This is a genomic window from Chelatococcus sambhunathii (assembly GCF_001418005.1).
GTDB classification, from domain to species: Bacteria; Pseudomonadota; Alphaproteobacteria; order Rhizobiales; family Beijerinckiaceae; genus Chelatococcus_A; species Chelatococcus_A sambhunathii.
Genome location: NZ_LIOL01000009.1, coordinates 110,251 through 124,754 on the forward strand (window position 1 = coordinate 110,251; position 14,504 = coordinate 124,754).

Consider the following 14,504-nt stretch of genomic DNA (forward strand, 5'->3'; position numbering starts at 1 on the left):
AGGTTGATATGGCCAATGCCTAATGAAGACTTAATATAGGCATCGGTGCCCGAGGTCACGAAAGGCCTTGCCGTCTTTCCCTGCGACCTCGCGCTAGCGTTAACGGCACGGGGCGGCGGTGCCACGGGTTGAGTTTGCGCCGCACAATGATATATTGCAACGCAACAATCCTGCCGCGGCCCGAGGCCGGCATAACCCGAGGAGGTTTCCATGGACGCCAAGGATATGCCCAACTACGAGATTCCCGCCGAGATGCGCGATTTCGCCGAGCGTAGCGTCGAGCAGGCGCGCAAGGCATTCGATGGCTTCATCGCTGCCGCGCAGAGGGCGGTCACTGCCTTCGAGGGCTCGGCCACGACGGTTCAGTCCAGCACGCAGGACCTGACGCACCGCACCTTGTCGTTCGCGGAGCAGAACATCGCCGCTGCCTTCGACTTGGCGCAGAAACTTGTGCGCGCCAAGGACATGCAGGAGGCCATGCAGTTGCAGGCCGACTATCTGCAGAAGCAACTCGCCTCCCTGCAGGCGCAGATGAAGGAATTCGGCTTCGCTGCCGAGAAGGCCGTGGGCGAAGCCACCAAGCGCAAGGCCTGAGGCTTGGCGTTCCGTAACATGTGAAGGAGATCGACCATGGCCAATGCGAAGTCGAACGGGGCGTCGCAGCCGCAAGGTCAGGGTCCGCAGGTCGAGGACGCTCCGGCGGCGAAGCCCGCAATTGCCGGGGCGCCTGCCGGTACGTCTGCTGCGATGCCTGCCTCGTCGGTACCGGCGGCACCGTCGGCCAAGTCCGCTATATCCGCCACGCCGACTGGGCAGGCCTCGTCCGCGCCTGCCCCGAAGCGACCGGAGCCTTCCGCAAGTCCCGCCGGGGAGGCAGCGGCAAAGGAATCGGCCGCGGAGGCCACAGCCCGGGCGTCCGCAGCCGGGGCGCCGCTACCGAAGTCGGCGTCGGCCGGGGATGCACCGGCACCGAAATCCGCTCCTGCGTCCGAACGGGCCAAGGCCGCGACATCCGCTAAGGTGACGAAGCCCGCCAAGCCTGCAAGCGTTTCCAAGCCTGCAAGCGTTTCCAAGCCGGCAGTCTCGGCAGCCCGGACGACGCCGGCCAAGACGGCCTCTGGCGCCGGAAAGGTCGCCGCCGTGCCGGTGAAACCCGTCGGCAAGACACCATCCGCCACGTCTCGGCCGGCCGCGAAGGCGGCTCCGGTGGCTTCGTCGTCGGTGGTGCGGACCGCGCGGGCGGTGGCCCACACGGTGGCCGAAGCACTGGATCGCGGCGCAGAGGCGGCCCGACGGGTTGAGGCCGCCGTCGGCGAGCGGCAGGCTGCGTCGGGTGTCGAGGCGCTGACCCGGGTCGGCCTCACGCAAGTGCGTGACGGCTATGCAGTGGTCCGGCAGTCGCTCGAACAGCTGCAGGGTGGGCTCGCCGAGAGTGCCGGCATTGCGTCCAAGGGCGCGGTGGAGATCAACGGCAAGGTGCTCGATCTCATGCGGGCTCAGGCGGATGCCGCCTTCGGACTGTGGCGGCAAATGCTCGGTGCGGGCTCGTTCTCTGAAGCCGTGCAACTGCAGACCAAGGGCTGGCGGCAGGGCTATGAGATGACGTCGTCGCGTCTCAAGGACATCGCCGAGACGACGGGGCGCATCGCCGAGACCTCGATCAGCCCCGTACGCCGCATCGTCGATACCTGGAGCAAGGAAACCCGGCTGAAGCGGGGCGGCTGAAAGCCCCCAATCCCGGGCGACGGAACGCCTTGCGGCCCCTGCGCGGCGCGCTGTCAACAGCCCCTTCGCGACGCGGCGAAGGGGCTTGAAATCGCAAAGCGATGCGCCTAGTTTCCGCCTGACTGCGGAGCCCTCGGCTCCCCGGGCTGTGCAGCTGTAGCTCAGTTGGTTAGAGCGCCTGATTGTGGATCAGGAGGTCCCCCGTTCAAGCCGGGGCAGCTGTACCATTTTGTGTCACGACCTCTCCTCATCATCGACAGGCGATCACCCCTGCGGGGCACTGTACGTGCGTGGCCGCAGGCGTCTTTCGCCGGCGCCGGGGGCGTCGTCGTCGGTCATGATGCAGTCACGGCCTCCGGCCTTGGCGGCATAGAGTGCACGGTCGCTTGCGGCAATGAGTTCGTCGAGCGTCGCAACGAGCCGCGGCCGTGTGCTCACTCCGACGCTGGCCGTGATCTTGATGGGACGGCCTGCGACATTCAGCGGCGTGGACCGCAGGGCGCCCTGGATGCGCTCGGCGACGGCGACGGCCTCGGCCAGGCCTGAAACTGGCAGGCAGGCTGCGAATTCTTCGCCGCCGAGGCGCGCGAATGCATCTCCCTCCCTGAGGCTGGCGGCTGCGATGCGGGCGAAATGGGCAAGCGCCAGGTCGCCGGCCTGGTGGCCATGCCGGTCATTGACGCGCTTGAAGTGGTCGAGGTCGAAGACGAGCATCGCGATGAGCGGCGGATCACGTCGGCCGTTCGCGGCCATGCCGTCGAAACGCTGCGCGAGGCCGCGCCGGTTCAGCGCACCGGTCAGGGGATCGGTCTCGATGAGCTGGCGCAGCCCCTGCTCGGTCTCCTCGACGAGGAGGCGGGCGCCGGCGATGGCGGTGGCCACCAGCGCGGCGAGCCCGGCGACGAGGGCCGCGGCAGCGAACCGGTAGGAGAAGAAATCGGCAGGTGGGAACAGCGCGGCGAGGATGAGCGACGCGACGTTCAGGCCGACGGCGAACCAGAAGATCTGGGAGAGCCAGCGCCGCGCCGGCGAGCGCCGTCCGGCTCGCCGCAGCACGGCGACGTGCAGCACATAGGCAAGCCCCGCCGTGCCGTTCGCCAGCATGATGCGGAAGCTGCCGCTGGCGGCGAAGAACGGGGTAAGGCAGCCAAGCGCCCAGAGCGCGAGCGGCAGCAGGAACCACGGGCGCGGCTTCAGCTTGTCGAGAACGGAGAAGCCGGTCAGCGACAAGGCAAAGCCGGCGAGCGACAGTGCGACCGCGACCTCCATGGCCCACATGTCGGCGACATGGCCGCGCAGAGCCAGCAGCAGCCGGCCGACCGACATGAGGGCGAAGGCCCCCGACCACCAGAGGCTTGCCATGAACGCCCGGTTCCGCCACCAGACGACCAGAAGCACGATGGCGACCGTCGCGGTGGCCGACGACCATAGGACGAGGGCGGTCACGAGATCGAGCACGTCCATGCCTCGGGCACGCTGATGGGTGGAGCATTGCCGATACCGTGTCGCTGCGGCAATGGCCATGAATTTCGCACGGGACTCGGCGGATTGTCGGCACCGTTGCTGGCCCGCGTGTGGGGCGGGCGTGACCATCGACCACCCTGGTACTATCGTCGGTCGGGCCTGCCGTTTCGAATTCGGCAGCAAGGAGCGGAGTGCCTCGCGGCGGGGCGCGTCATAAACGGGATGACGTTTCAGGGGAAGTTCAGGAGCCAGCCATGAACGTCATCACGCGGACAGAGCCGGTGGAGGATGCACGCTGGCAAGCCGTGCTCAGCCGGGACGTGGCGAGCGACGGACGGTTCGTCTACGCGGTGCGGACGACCGGCGTCTATTGCCGACCGACCTGCCCTTCACGCCGCGGCCGACGCGAGAACGTCGCCTTCTACGATACATCCGCGGCAGCGGAAGCTGCTGGCTACCGTCCGTGCCGTCGCTGCCGGCCGAACGAAGCGGCGGCGACCGTGGCGAGCCGCCATGTCGCAGCCGTGGCGCGCGCTTGCCGCATGATGGACGAGGCCGAGGAGATGCCGGACCTCGCGGCACTTGCCGCGGCGGCTGGCCTCAGCCCCTTCCACTTCCACCGCGTCTTCAAGGCCGTGACGGGCATCACCCCGCGGGCCTATGGCGCGGCCCGGCGCGCGCGGCGCCTGCGCGAGGAACTGGCTCAAGCAGATGTCAGCGTCACCGAGGCCATCTACGGTGCCGGATTCAATTCCAGCAGCCGCTTCTATGCGGCGTCGAACGCCATGCTCGGCATGACGCCAACGGCCTATCGGCGCGGCGGCGAGGATGCCGAGATCCGTTTCGCCATCGGCCAGTCCTCGCTCGGGGCCGTGCTCGTCGCCACGAGCGACAAGGGCGTGTGCGCCATCGCCCTCGCAGACGATCCGGAGGTGCTTGCCCGCGATCTGCAGGACCGTTTCCCGCGTGCCAGCCTCGTCGGTGACGACCCGGCTTTCGCCGCTCTCGTCGCCCGGGTCGTCGGGCTCGTCGACGCGCCCTCGCTCGGGCTCGACCTGCCGCTCGATCTCAGGGGCACGGCCTTCCAGCAGCGGGTGTGGCAGGCGCTGCGCGAGGTCCCGCCCGGCAGCACTGTGAGCTATGCCGATCTTGCCCGGCGCATCGGCCGGCCGGAGGCGGTGCGGGCCGTCGCCAATGCCTGCGCCGCCAACGGCCTCGCCATCGCCGTGCCCTGCCACCGGGTGGTGCGCCGCGACGGCGATCTCTCCGGCTATCGCTGGGGCGTCGAGCGCAAGCGCGCGCTTCTCGCCCGGGAGGCGAAGGCATGACGGCCCTTGCGCAAATGACGCCGGACATCGCCGCCGACCGTGTTGCGCGCTACGGCTGGCCCGAGCTGGCGCGGGAGCTCGACGGCTTCGGCTGTGCCGTGCTGCCCGGCCTTCTGAGCGCGGATGAATGCACCGGCATCGCCGCGCTCTACGATGACGAAGCGCGGTTCCGCAGCCATATGCACATGGCGCGGCAGGGGTTTGGGTGCGGTGAGTACAAGTATTTCCGCTACCCGCTGCCGGACCGGCTGGCCGCGCTGCGCACGGCGCTCTATCCGCCGCTCGCGGAGATCGCCAATCGCGGGAATGCGCGGCTCGCGGTGGATGTCGTCTACTCCTGCAGGCGCGCCGATTTCCTCGCGCAATGCCACGCAGCCGGGCAGGCGCGGCCGACGTCGCTCCTGCTGCGCTACAGGCCGGGCGACGACAACTGCCTGCACCAGGATCTTTATGGTGAGCTCGCCTTTCCTCTGCAGGTCGCCGTGCTGCTGTCGCAGCCGGGCGCGGATTTCTCCGGCGGCGAGTTCGTATGACGGATCAGCGCCCACGCATGCAGAGCCGGGCCGAGGTGGTACCACTGCGCCGGGGTGGTGCGGTCGTCTTTGCCGTATACAACCGTCCCGTCGATGGCGCGAAGGGCGCCTATCGCGTCAACCTGCGCCATGGCGTCAGCCGCGTGCGCGCGGGGCGCCGGCACACGCTCGGCCTCATCTTCCACGACGCGACGTGAAGGAGCGGCGGCGGCCCTGGAGCCGCCGCCCCAGGTGGTCAGCTGGCGCCGATGCTGCGCTGGAAGGCCGGGCGCTCGCGCAGACGGGCCACATAGCTGTCGAACACCGGGTCGCCCTTGAGGCCGGGGACGCCCATCATCATGCCCCAAGCCAGTTCCGCGCTGATATAGAGATCCGCCGCCGTGAAACGGTCGCCGAGAAGATGGGGACCCGGGGTGAGCGCCGTTTTCAGCGTCGCCAGCACGTCCTCATGGCCGCCCCAACCGGCCATGCCTTTCTGCGGTCCCTCGAGAGGCGCGCGCTTCAGCATGACGTCGAGCGTCGCCGGCTCGTAGCAGCCGGAGCCGAAGAAGAGCCAGCGATAATAGGCGCCGCGGGCCGGATCGTTCGTTGCCGGGCTGAGCCCGGCGGCGGGAAAGGCGTCGGCCAGATAGGCGATGATGGCCGGCGTTTCCGTCACCACGACACCGCGGTGGACGATGGTCGGCAGCTTGCCCATCGGATTGATGGCGAGGAAAGCGGGAGCCTTGTGCTCACGCTTTTCCATGTCGAGCGTGACGACGCGGTAGGGCGCGCCGACCTCCTCCAGCATCCAGTGCACGATGACCGCCCGCGAGCGCGGGTTGTAATAGAAGGTGACCTCTTCGGACATGGGCGGCTCCCGCCGGTTGTAGGGATCGCAGATTGTACCGGCTATCGAGGAAGTCAACGGGAGAGTTGCGGCCCAACAGCCATGTTCCCGAACGTGAATGATCTCATGAAATGTGAAAGGCTCGATCTGCCGGAAAGGGAACCTGTGCCCGAGCCAAGCGTTCTGTTGAGGGATCGGTTTGAGCATCTCTCCATGAGGAACATTACCATTATTTAATTTCACATTCAGAATTGGTTCAGCGGGCCGGCGGCAATCTGGACCAAGATTGAAAAAATGGAGGACGGGAACGATGAAACTATTGCTTTCCATGACGGGTGCGGCGGCCTTGGCCCTGGCTGCCGTCGGCGCGAGCGGCGCCACGGCGCAGGCCATGCCGCTGCGGGTGGAGCGCGCCCTGCCGGCCGGTGAGATGATCGAGACCGTACAGTATCGCTACCGCCCGCCGCGTCATGTCGACCGCGGTTTCTATCGTCGCGGCGATTATTACTATTACAACGGACATCGCGGCTATCGCTACGCACGGCCGGGCTGGCGCCGCTATAACGGCTGGTGGTTCCCGCCGGCGGCCTTTGCGACAGGCGCCATCGTCGGCGGCATCATCGCAGGTCAGGCCGTGCAGGCGGCGCCGCCCGCCTATCGGCGTGGCAGCGTTAGCGATGCGCACGTGCGCTGGTGCTATGACCGCTACCGGTCGTACCGCGCCTCGGACAACACCTTCCAGCCCTATAACGGGCCGCGTCAGCAATGCATCTCGCCATATTACTGACGGTTGGAGGGAACTGATGGAGCCCCGCCTTGAGCGGGGTTTTCTTTTGTCCGGGAGCGACGGCGCGCCGGCCGCCTGCCTTCATGGGGCGCCGCATCGGCGAGCATGGCCCGGGTGACGCGCCAGCCGGCGAGGTGGTGGGCGCGCAGAATCTCGCGCAGCAGCGCCCCCGCGCGCTGTTGAAAGGCATCGAGAATCTGTGCGTGCTCGTGAAGCGCGCGCGCCCAGCGTACCCCGTCGAGGTTCCCCGTGTAGCGATAACGGCGGATGCGGGCACTCTCGCTGCGATAGACCCGCGAGAGCGCGGCATTGTGGGCCGCGTCGACGATGCCTTGGTGGATCGCTTGGTTGAGGTGGAAATAACCCATCAGGTCGCCGGTGCCGTGCGCCTCCACCATGCGCCGGTGCAGATCGGCGATGGCCGTGATCTCATCCTCCAGCGCCCGCTCGCAGGCGAGCGGAGCCGCTATGGTCTCGAGCCCTACGAGCACCTCTATCGCCGCATCGACATCCGCGAGCGATAGCTGCGTCACCAGCGCGCCGCGGTTTGGCACGATCTCGACGAGGCCTTCTGCCGCCAGAACCTTGAAAGCCTCGCGCAGCGGCGTGCGCGTGATGCCGAGCCGTTCCATTAGGGCGCGCTCGCCGATCCGCTCGCCCGCCGGCAGATCGCCGCCGACGATCATGTCGCGGATCCTCTCGGCGACGACCGACGTCAGCCGGCCGCGGGACATCTGCAAGTTCTCCATCGATCTTCTTATTGAATGCAAATATGCATCATATTGGTTGAATGAAGCGGAATCTGTGAATCATGATAGCTATATTGCATGCAATTTGTCATCATGTCCACGATGGGCGGCCTTGCCGACCCGCCAGTCGACAGAGGCAGCAACGACAGGAGCGCCACGGGATCCCCATGAACTACCATCGTTATTTCGCCACCGGGCGTCCGCCGGTGGAGACCGCCATCGTCGGCACCGGCAGCTTCGGTCGCAGCTTTCTCCTGCAGGCGCAGCACATGAAGGCGGTCAATGCGCGCATCGCGGTCGACGTCGATTCCGTCGCTGCTGCCGCGGCCTTGCGCGCGGTGGGAATCCCGGCGGAGCGGATCCGCCGTTGCGAGACGGCCGAACAGGCGGCCGCGGCCTGGGCCGCCGGCCATTTTCTCGCCGCCGGCGATCTTGCCTGGGTGGTCGACCTTCCGATCGACGTCGTCATCGAGGCGACGGGCCACCCGGAAGCCGGCGCTCGTCACGGCGAACTCGCCATCGCGGCCGGCCGGCATCTCGTGCTCGTCTCGAAGGAGGTGGACAGCGTCGTCGGGCCCGAACTCGCCCGCCGCGCGCGGGAGAAGGGCGTCGTCGTGACGCCCGTCGACGGCGATCAGCCGAGCCTGCTGATCGGCCTCATCTCCTGGGCCGAGGTGCTCGGCTTCGAGATCGTCGCCGCCGGCAAGTCGAGCGAATACGACTTCGTGCTCGACGCGGCGGAAGAGGCGATCACCAGCAACGGTCGCACCGTTCCTGCGTCCGGCTTCGCCTGTCTCGGCCGGCTGGGCGATTCCGCGGCGCGGGAGCGGGTCGCTGCACGCTCCCGCGCCGCGGCGGCGCTGCCTCAGCGGGCCGTGCCGGACCTGTGCGAACTGCTCCTCGTCGCCAATGCGACCGGGTTGTCCTTCGACCGGCCGGACCTGCACGCGCCCATCGCCCGCATCGACGAGGTGGCCTCCCTCCTGTGTCCGGCGGAGGACGGCGGGCTCCTCGCGGGCACCGGGAGGCTCGACGTATTCCATTGCCTGCGTGGCGCGCACGAGGTCAGCGCGGCCGGCGGCGTCTTCGTCGTCGTGCGCTGCACCGACAAGGATACGTGGCGCATCCTCGCCGAGAAGGGCCATCTCGTCAGCCGCACCGGCAATCACGCCACGATCCTCCTGCCGCGCCACCTGCTCGGTCTCGAGGCGGCGACGAGCGTGCTCGAGGCGGCCATTCACGGCGCCTCGACCGGGGCCGCGGCGCCGAAGCCCCGCTACGATCTCGTCGCGCGGGCCGAGCGCGACCTGCCGGCCGGGACGGTACTCGCCATGGGCGGGCATCATCATACGATCGATGGTCTCGGTGCCGAGTTGCAGCCCGCCGCGCCGCTGTCGGCAGCGGCACCGGCGCCGTTCTACCTCGCCGCCAACCAGCGCCTGATACGTGCCGTCCGGCAGGGGGCGCTCGTCACCATGGCCGACATCGAGGTCGCCTCGGGCTCCGTTCTCCTGGCCCTGCGTCAGGCGCAGGACGCCGCCTTCTTCGGCCCTTCGGCCGCGGCCTGAGGCGAGACAGGAAAAGCCCCGGGGCCGATGGCCCCGGGGTGGAGAAGGCGCGGCAGCGCCTGAACGCTACCGCCAGGGGAGGAAGGGCGTTCAGGCGGTCGTCGCCCCGACATCGCGTGACGGCCGCAGGCGCTGGACGATAAGCGACAGGAGCGGCCACACCAGCAGCAGCACGCCGAGGGCCATGATGGTGGCGACGAGCCCGTTCGACCAGAAGATGGACAGGTCGCCACCCGACATGATCGCCGACTGGCGGAAGGCGTCCTCTGCCTTGTCGCCCAGCACCATGGCGAGCACCATCGGCGCGATCGGATAGTCGAGCTTCTTGAAGACATAGCCGACGACGCCGAAGATCAGTACCAGCCAGAGGTCGAAAGAGGCGCCGGCCACCGTATAGGCGCCGCTGACGCAGATGACGAGGATGACCGGCCCGATGATGGCGAAGGGCACCCGCAGGATGGCGGCGAAGAGCGGCACGGTGGCGAGCACGAGGACCACGGCGACGACATTGCCGAGATACATTGAGGCAATCAGGCCCCAAACGAAGTCCTTCTGCTCGATGAACAGCATCGGCCCCGGCGTAAGCCCCCAGATCATCAGGCCGCCCATCATCACGGCAGCGGTGGCCGAGCCGGGGATGCCGAGGGCAAGCATGGGCAGGATGGCGCTGGAGCCGGCAGCATGGTCCGCGGTCTCGGGCGCGATGACCCCTTCCTCGCGGCCCTTGCCGAAGCCGTCGCGCCGCCGGGCGAAGCGCTTGGCGAGGCCGTAGCTCATGAAGGAGGCGGCCGTCGGCCCGCCGGGGGTGATGCCCATCCAACAGCCGATGGCCGCCGAGCGCAGCAGCGTCAACCAGTAGCGCGGCAGGGTCAGCAGCGTCGCGAAGACCTTGCGCGGTGACACGCGCGCCTTGACCCCATCGAAGCGCAGTCCCTCCTCCATGGTCAGCAGCAACTCGCCGATGCCGAACAGGCCGATGACCGCGACGAGGAAGCTGATGCCGCGGATGAGCTCGTCGATGCCATAGGTGAGGCGCAGGCTGCCCGACACCGTGTCCATGCCCACCGCCGTGAAGGCGAAGCCCAGCATGATCGAGATGACGGTCTTGAAGGGCGAGGACCCGCCGAGGCCGATGAAGGAGGCGAAGGCGAGGAAATAGACGGCGAAGAACTCGGGCGAGGAGAAGCGCAGGGCGAACTTCGCCACCCAGCTCGACAATACGGTGATGAGCACCACGCCGACGAGCGCGCCGAAGCCGGCGGAGAGGAAGGCATAGGTCAGCGCTTCCGTAGCGCGCCCTTGCTTCGCCATGGGATGGCCGTCGAAGGTGGTCGCCACCGAGGAGGGTTCGCCCGGTATGTTGAAGAGGATCGACGTCGTGGAGCCGCCGAACAGCGCACCCCAGTACATGCTCGTCAAGAGGATGATGGCCGAGATCGGATCCATCGAGAAGGTCAGCGGCATCAGGAGCGTGACGCCGTTGGGTGCGCCGAGGCCCGGCAGCACGCCGACGAGGATGCCGAGCAGTACGCCGAGCATCATCAGGAGCACGTGATGCATGGTCAGCGCGACGCCGAAGCCATGCATGAGGGAAGCGATGTTTTCCACCCGTTTTCTCCCTGCTGGCCGCTATGCGCGGCTTCTTGGTGCGGTGGTGCGTCAGTAGATGCCGAAGAGGGTTTCGAGCGGCCCCTTGAGCAGCGGCACCTGGAACCAGCGCTCGAACAGCACGAAGAAGAAGCCCGTGATGCCGCCGGCGACGGCGAGCGCGAAGGGCCAGCGATAGCCGCCCTGGAATATCATGACGCCGGCGAGATAGACGAAGGTGCCGACGTAGAGGCCGAGCACATAGGAGCCAACCGTGAAGGCCGCGAGCGGCAGGAAGAACGCCATCACCCGCGCAAAGCCCTCGCGCGTGATGAAGGCCTCGCGTGAGCGCCTGTGGTTGAGGAAGGCCTGCCCCAGCACGCCGAGGCTCGCGGCGATGATGATGAGGCCGACATAGAAGGGGAAATAGCCCGGCTGCGGCCCGCCCTCGTCCCACCCGATCTCGTACTCCAGCGCGCCGAGGACGACGACGACGCCGGCGGCGAGCGTGGCGCAGCCGGTCGCGACCTCCATGGCGAAGCGGGAAACGAGGCTTCTTTCGTTCGTCGACATGGGTCTCCTCCTCGATCGGTTCGCCCGCTCTTGTCGTTGTTCATTCGGCGAATGGCGGCAACATTTGTCCCTCCCACTCGCGGGGAGGGACACGGGCAAGGGGCAGCATGCAGATGGCAATACGCTCCCTGACACGCTGCGACCCCCGCGCCAGTCTCCGGCAAGCCCTTGGCCGGCTTGTCGCAGACGAGAGCGTGTCGACGCCTCAGTTCACCAGCCAGCCCTCGGCGGCGATGACGGCGCGGCCTTCATCCTCATTGTTCCTGATGAAGGTCTGGAAGTCTTCGCCGGCGAAGAAACGGTTCGATTGCGACGTGCGCGTGATGTACTCCTGCCATTCCGGCTTCTCGCGCACCTGCTTCAGGAGGTCGACGTAGAAGGCGACGGCCTCCTGCGGCACGTCGCCGGGCAGGAAGACGGTCCGCGGCATCTGGTAGTGCTCGAGCGGCACCCCGGCCTCCTTGCAGGTCGGGATATCTGCCCAGCCCTTGCCGTCCACCACCGGCTCGCCCTTGGCCATCCGGTCGGGCGCGAAGACGCAAAGCGGGCGCACGCCGCCGGCCTTCCACTGACCGAGGTTCTCCGCGGGGTTGTTCGTATTGGCGTCGACATGGCCGCCGGCCAGCTGGGTCGCCGCCTCGCCGCCGCTCTTGAAGGGCACGTAGGTCACCTTGATGCCGGCGGCCTTCTCGATCTGCTTGACGAGGATGTGATCCGTGTCCTTCGACTGGCTGCCGCCGATCTTCATCTTGCCCGGCGCGGCCTTGGCCGCCTCGATGAAGCTCTTGGCGTCCTGGTGAGGGGAATCTCCCGGCACCCAGAGCAGGAATTCGTCGACCGCCATCGCCGCGACCGGGGTCAGGTCGTCTGGCTTGAAGGCGAGCTTGGCGACGAGGGGCAGCAGCCACTCGTTGTTGGTGGCGAAGATGACCTTGTGCGGCTCTCCTGCCGCCGTCTTGCCGTAGACGAAGCCTTCGGCGCCGCTGCCGCCGCCCTTGTTGACGACGACGACCGGCTGGTCGAGCAGGTTGTGCTTGGTGATGATGGCCTGCACGGTGCGGGCGAACTGGTCCGTGCCGCCACCGGGGCCCGACGTGACCACGAACTCGACCGGCTTCGAGGGCTTCCAGGCGGCCTCGGCCGCCGAGATGCCCAGTGCCGCGACGAGCGCGGTTGCCGCCATCAGTGCTTTCTTCATCATCATCGTTTCCTCCAGTTTCCTCTTCCCTGCCGCCACGGACCGGGCGGATTGTTCAGCCGGCGGCCGTGCGGGCTTCCGGTTCGTGCGCCGCAAGCCTCTTGCCGGCCATTTTTGCGGCGAGCGCGAATGCGGCGTGTGTTGCGCCGATGTTTGCGATGCCCTTTCCGGCGATGTCGTATGCCGTCCCGTGGGCGGGGGTGAGCACGGGGACAGGGAAGCCGGCGAGCAGGGTGACACCGCGGTCGAAGCCCATGAGCTTCATGGCGATCTGACCCTGGTCGTGGTACATGGTCAGCACGGCGTCGAACGCGCCGGCCCTGGCGCGCAGGAAGACGGTATCGGACGGAAACGGTCCATCGGCGGCGATGCCGCGGGCCTTGGCCTCCGTGATCGCCGGTGCGATCACCTCGATCTCCTCGCGGCCGAAGTTGCCGCCGTCGCCCGCATGCGGGTTGAGTCCCGCCACCGCGATGCGCGGGCGTACGAACCCAGCCTGGCGCATGGCGTCGTCGGCGAGGGCGAGGCCATCGCGCACGGCCTCGCGCGTGATCAGGCCGGCGACATCCTTCAGCGGCACGTGCGAGGTGACGCGCGCATTCCACAGGCCCTCGAGAATGTTGAACTCGCTCGCTGGACCGTCTTCCCCCATCTCCTCCTTGAGGAACGTGATCTCGTCCTCGTAGGTGGGGTGGGCGAGGCGCATGGCCGCCTTGTTGAAGGGGGTGAAGGCGACTGCCTGGGCATGGCCGGCCATGGCGTAGTCCAGGGCGGCGCGGAAATTGGCGACGGCGAAGGCGCCTCCTGCGCGGCTCACCTCCCCTGGGCGAATGGTGGCTGGGTCGAGATGGCCAAGGTCCACAAGGATCGGGCGGGTCTCGTCCGCGGAGGCCTCGGCCGGATCGCCAACGACGGCGATCTCGGGAGAAACGCCCGCGACGGCGGCGCCGGCGGCAAGGACGCGCCGGTCGCCGAAGACGACGAGCCGGGCGGCGGCGCGCAGATCGTCGAGGCCGAGGGCCTTGGCCATGAGTTCCGGGCTGATGCCGGCGGGATCACCCATGGCGAGTGCGATCGTTGGGGTGACGGTCGGCTGGGGAGCAGAATTGAGCGGCCTGAGAGCCACGGTGCGGACCTCCTCGAGATGACTTGGGGAGGCTAGAGGGGTGCAATGCTGTCGTCAAGTATGCTGTATACAGAATGCCATCCTACAGCGTTCAATTGACCGGCGCCCCGACCACAGGCATCATGACCCTTGATGCGCAAAGGATTCGCCGAGGGAGTCGAAGGGTTTGCCAAGGGAGCGTCGGCGGGACAGCGGAAGAGGTCACGGCTGACCAGGCCCGACCCTTCGCCCGCCGATCCCTTCCGCCCCAGGGAGACCGGACAAGATCCCTTGGCGATCCAAGGCGCTCCTATTCCGAGCCGAACACGAGGCCCAGGTCACAGGTGAGCATGACAGACGAGACCATCGCCCCGTCGGCGGACAGGCCCGAGGCGGCCTCCGATGAGGCTCGCCCCATCGCCCGGCGCACGCTGCACGACGAGGTCGTCATCCGCATTCGCGACATGATCACCGAGGGCCAGCTGGCGCCGGGCACGCGCGTCCACGAGGGCCAGCTCGGCGCGGCGCTCGGCATTTCGCGCACGCCCCTGCGCGAGGCGCTGAAGTTCCTGGCGCGCGAGGGGCTGATCGAATTGGTGCCGAGCCGCGGCGCCATCGTGCGCCGCTTCTCGCCGAAGGACGTCTACGACATGCTGAGCGTACTGGCGACGCTGGAGGCCGAGGCCGGGCGCCTCGCCTGCGCCAACGCCAGCGACGCCGACATCGCCGCGGTCGCCGGCCTGCATGCGCGCATGATGGCCTTTTACGAAAGCCGCAACCGGCTTGAGTACTTCAAGCTCAACCAAGCCATCCACACGGCCATCGTGCGCCTTTCGGGCAATGCGGTGCTCGCCGATATCCACGAGACGCTGCAGTCGCGCCTCAAGCGCATCCGCTTCCTCGGCAACCAGGAGCCGCCTAAGTGGGACGAGGCCGTCTCTGAGCATGAGGAGATGATCGCGGCCCTCACCGCCCGCGACCCCGACCGCCTCGCCATAATCCTCGCCAATCACATGCGAAACAGCTGGGAACGCGTCAGGGAGACGCTCCCATAGACC

General features: G+C 67.7%; 13 protein-coding genes, 1 tRNA gene and 1 pseudogene. 8 read left to right on the forward strand and 7 right to left on the reverse strand.

The features are described 5' to 3' along the window. Nucleotides 1-210 precede the first annotated feature (210 nt). The 3 genes from ASC46_RS16295 (at nucleotide 211) to ASC46_RS16310 (ending at nucleotide 1,952) form a co-directional block, all read left to right on the forward strand. On the forward strand, nucleotides 211-594 hold the full coding sequence (locus tag ASC46_RS16295; RefSeq protein ID WP_055460359.1) for a phasin: 384 nt from the start codon (nucleotides 211-213) through the stop codon (nucleotides 592-594). 426 nt (nucleotides 595-1,020) lie between these two features. Then, nucleotides 1,021-1,725, forward strand: coding sequence for a phasin family protein (locus ASC46_RS21330; protein WP_082464873.1), 705 nt, complete (start codon nucleotides 1,021-1,023; stop codon nucleotides 1,723-1,725). Between the two features lie 150 nt (nucleotides 1,726-1,875). Further along, a tRNA-His gene (locus ASC46_RS16310) sits at nucleotides 1,876-1,952 on the forward strand. Between the two features lie 37 nt (nucleotides 1,953-1,989). Here ASC46_RS16310 and ASC46_RS16315 read toward each other — a convergent pair. Beyond that, nucleotides 1,990-3,189 carry a GGDEF domain-containing protein gene (locus ASC46_RS16315; RefSeq protein WP_055460362.1) on the reverse strand — a complete coding sequence of 400 codons (1,200 nt, stop codon included), beginning with the start codon at nucleotides 3,187-3,189 and terminating at the stop codon, nucleotides 1,990-1,992. Nucleotides 3,190-3,443: 254 nt separating this feature from the next. On the opposite strand from ASC46_RS16315, the gene ada reads away from it, so the two are divergent. Then, nucleotides 3,444-4,517, forward strand: a complete 1,074-nt coding sequence (gene ada / locus ASC46_RS16320; protein ID WP_055460363.1) for a bifunctional DNA-binding transcriptional regulator/O6-methylguanine-DNA methyltransferase Ada — start codon at nucleotides 3,444-3,446, stop codon at nucleotides 4,515-4,517. Then, nucleotides 4,514-5,247, forward strand: a pseudogene (locus ASC46_RS16325) (2OG-Fe(II) oxygenase). The gene ada and the pseudogene ASC46_RS16325 overlap by 4 nt, the downstream one beginning before the upstream one ends. A gap of 38 nt (nucleotides 5,248-5,285) precedes the next feature. On the opposite strand, the gene ASC46_RS16330 reads toward ASC46_RS16325, so the two are convergent. Continuing rightward, complete coding sequence (locus ASC46_RS16330; protein ID WP_055460364.1) at nucleotides 5,286-5,900, reverse strand: glutathione S-transferase family protein; 615 nt, start codon at nucleotides 5,898-5,900, stop codon at nucleotides 5,286-5,288. Nucleotides 5,901-6,189: 289 nt separating this feature from the next. Between ASC46_RS16330 and ASC46_RS16335 the strand changes: the two genes are divergently transcribed. After that, entirely contained in the window at nucleotides 6,190-6,666 is a 477-nt protein-coding gene (locus tag ASC46_RS16335) for a BA14K family protein (protein WP_055460365.1), read from the forward strand. On the opposite strand, the gene ASC46_RS16340 is transcribed toward ASC46_RS16335, so the two are convergent. Next, nucleotides 6,660-7,415 carry a GntR family transcriptional regulator gene (locus tag ASC46_RS16340; RefSeq protein WP_055460366.1) on the reverse strand — a complete coding sequence of 252 codons (756 nt, stop codon included), beginning with the start codon at nucleotides 7,413-7,415 and terminating at the stop codon, nucleotides 6,660-6,662. The genes ASC46_RS16335 and ASC46_RS16340 overlap by 7 nt on opposite strands. Before the next feature lie 167 nt (nucleotides 7,416-7,582). On the opposite strand from ASC46_RS16340, the gene ASC46_RS16345 reads away from it, so the two are divergent. Further along, on the forward strand, nucleotides 7,583-8,983 hold the full coding sequence (locus tag ASC46_RS16345; protein WP_055460367.1) for an NAD(P)H-dependent oxidoreductase: 1,401 nt from the start codon (nucleotides 7,583-7,585) through the stop codon (nucleotides 8,981-8,983). A gap of 90 nt (nucleotides 8,984-9,073) precedes the next feature. Here ASC46_RS16345 and ASC46_RS16350 read toward each other — a convergent pair whose 3' ends face one another. From ASC46_RS16350 to ASC46_RS16365, 4 genes are all read right to left on the reverse strand, one after another. Continuing rightward, the gene (locus ASC46_RS16350) at nucleotides 9,074-10,591 is read right to left on the reverse strand and encodes a tripartite tricarboxylate transporter permease (RefSeq protein ID WP_055460368.1); all 1,518 of its coding nucleotides are present in this window, start codon (nucleotides 10,589-10,591) and stop codon (nucleotides 9,074-9,076) included. 51 nt (nucleotides 10,592-10,642) lie between these two features. Continuing rightward, nucleotides 10,643-11,143: a tripartite tricarboxylate transporter TctB family protein gene (locus ASC46_RS16355; RefSeq protein WP_055460369.1), complete on the reverse strand. Its 501-nt coding sequence runs from the start codon at nucleotides 11,141-11,143 to the stop codon at nucleotides 10,643-10,645. Nucleotides 11,144-11,348: 205 nt separating this feature from the next. Continuing rightward, on the reverse strand, nucleotides 11,349-12,341 hold the full coding sequence (locus ASC46_RS16360) for a Bug family tripartite tricarboxylate transporter substrate binding protein (protein WP_425349161.1): 993 nt from the start codon (nucleotides 12,339-12,341) through the stop codon (nucleotides 11,349-11,351). A 55-nt stretch (nucleotides 12,342-12,396) separates the two neighbouring features. Continuing rightward, on the reverse strand, nucleotides 12,397-13,404 hold the full coding sequence (locus tag ASC46_RS16365) for a 4-hydroxythreonine-4-phosphate dehydrogenase PdxA (protein ID WP_055460371.1): 1,008 nt from the start codon (nucleotides 13,402-13,404) through the stop codon (nucleotides 12,397-12,399). A gap of 392 nt (nucleotides 13,405-13,796) precedes the next feature. Between ASC46_RS16365 and ASC46_RS16370 the strand changes: the two genes are divergently transcribed. Beyond that, nucleotides 13,797-14,501, forward strand: a complete 705-nt coding sequence (locus tag ASC46_RS16370; RefSeq protein WP_082464876.1) for a GntR family transcriptional regulator — start codon at nucleotides 13,797-13,799, stop codon at nucleotides 14,499-14,501. Nucleotides 14,502-14,504 lie beyond the last annotated feature (3 nt).

Bases quoted from the DNA above. Each gene is read 5' to 3' on its own strand.
- ASC46_RS16295 (WP_055460359.1), top strand. From the start codon at position 211: ATGGACGCCAAGGATATGCCCAACTACGAGATTCCCGCCGAGATGCGC.
- ASC46_RS16315 (WP_055460362.1), bottom strand. From the start codon at position 3,189: ATGGACGTGCTCGATCTCGTGACCGCCCTCGTCCTATGGTCGTCGGCC.
- ada (WP_055460363.1), top strand. From the start codon at position 3,444: ATGAACGTCATCACGCGGACAGAGCCGGTGGAGGATGCACGCTGGCAA.
- ASC46_RS16330 (WP_055460364.1), bottom strand. From the start codon at position 5,900: ATGTCCGAAGAGGTCACCTTCTATTACAACCCGCGCTCGCGGGCGGTC.
- ASC46_RS16335 (WP_055460365.1), top strand. From the start codon at position 6,190: ATGAAACTATTGCTTTCCATGACGGGTGCGGCGGCCTTGGCCCTGGCT.
- ASC46_RS16340 (WP_055460366.1), bottom strand. From the start codon at position 7,415: ATGGAGAACTTGCAGATGTCCCGCGGCCGGCTGACGTCGGTCGTCGCC.
- ASC46_RS16345 (WP_055460367.1), top strand. From the start codon at position 7,583: ATGAACTACCATCGTTATTTCGCCACCGGGCGTCCGCCGGTGGAGACC.
- ASC46_RS16355 (WP_055460369.1), bottom strand. From the start codon at position 11,143: ATGTCGACGAACGAAAGAAGCCTCGTTTCCCGCTTCGCCATGGAGGTC.
- ASC46_RS16360 (WP_425349161.1), bottom strand. From the start codon at position 12,341: ATGAAGAAAGCACTGATGGCGGCAACCGCGCTCGTCGCGGCACTGGGC.
- ASC46_RS16365 (WP_055460371.1), bottom strand. From the start codon at position 13,404: ATGGGTGATCCCGCCGGCATCAGCCCGGAACTCATGGCCAAGGCCCTC.
- ASC46_RS16370 (WP_082464876.1), top strand. From the start codon at position 13,797: ATGACAGACGAGACCATCGCCCCGTCGGCGGACAGGCCCGAGGCGGCC.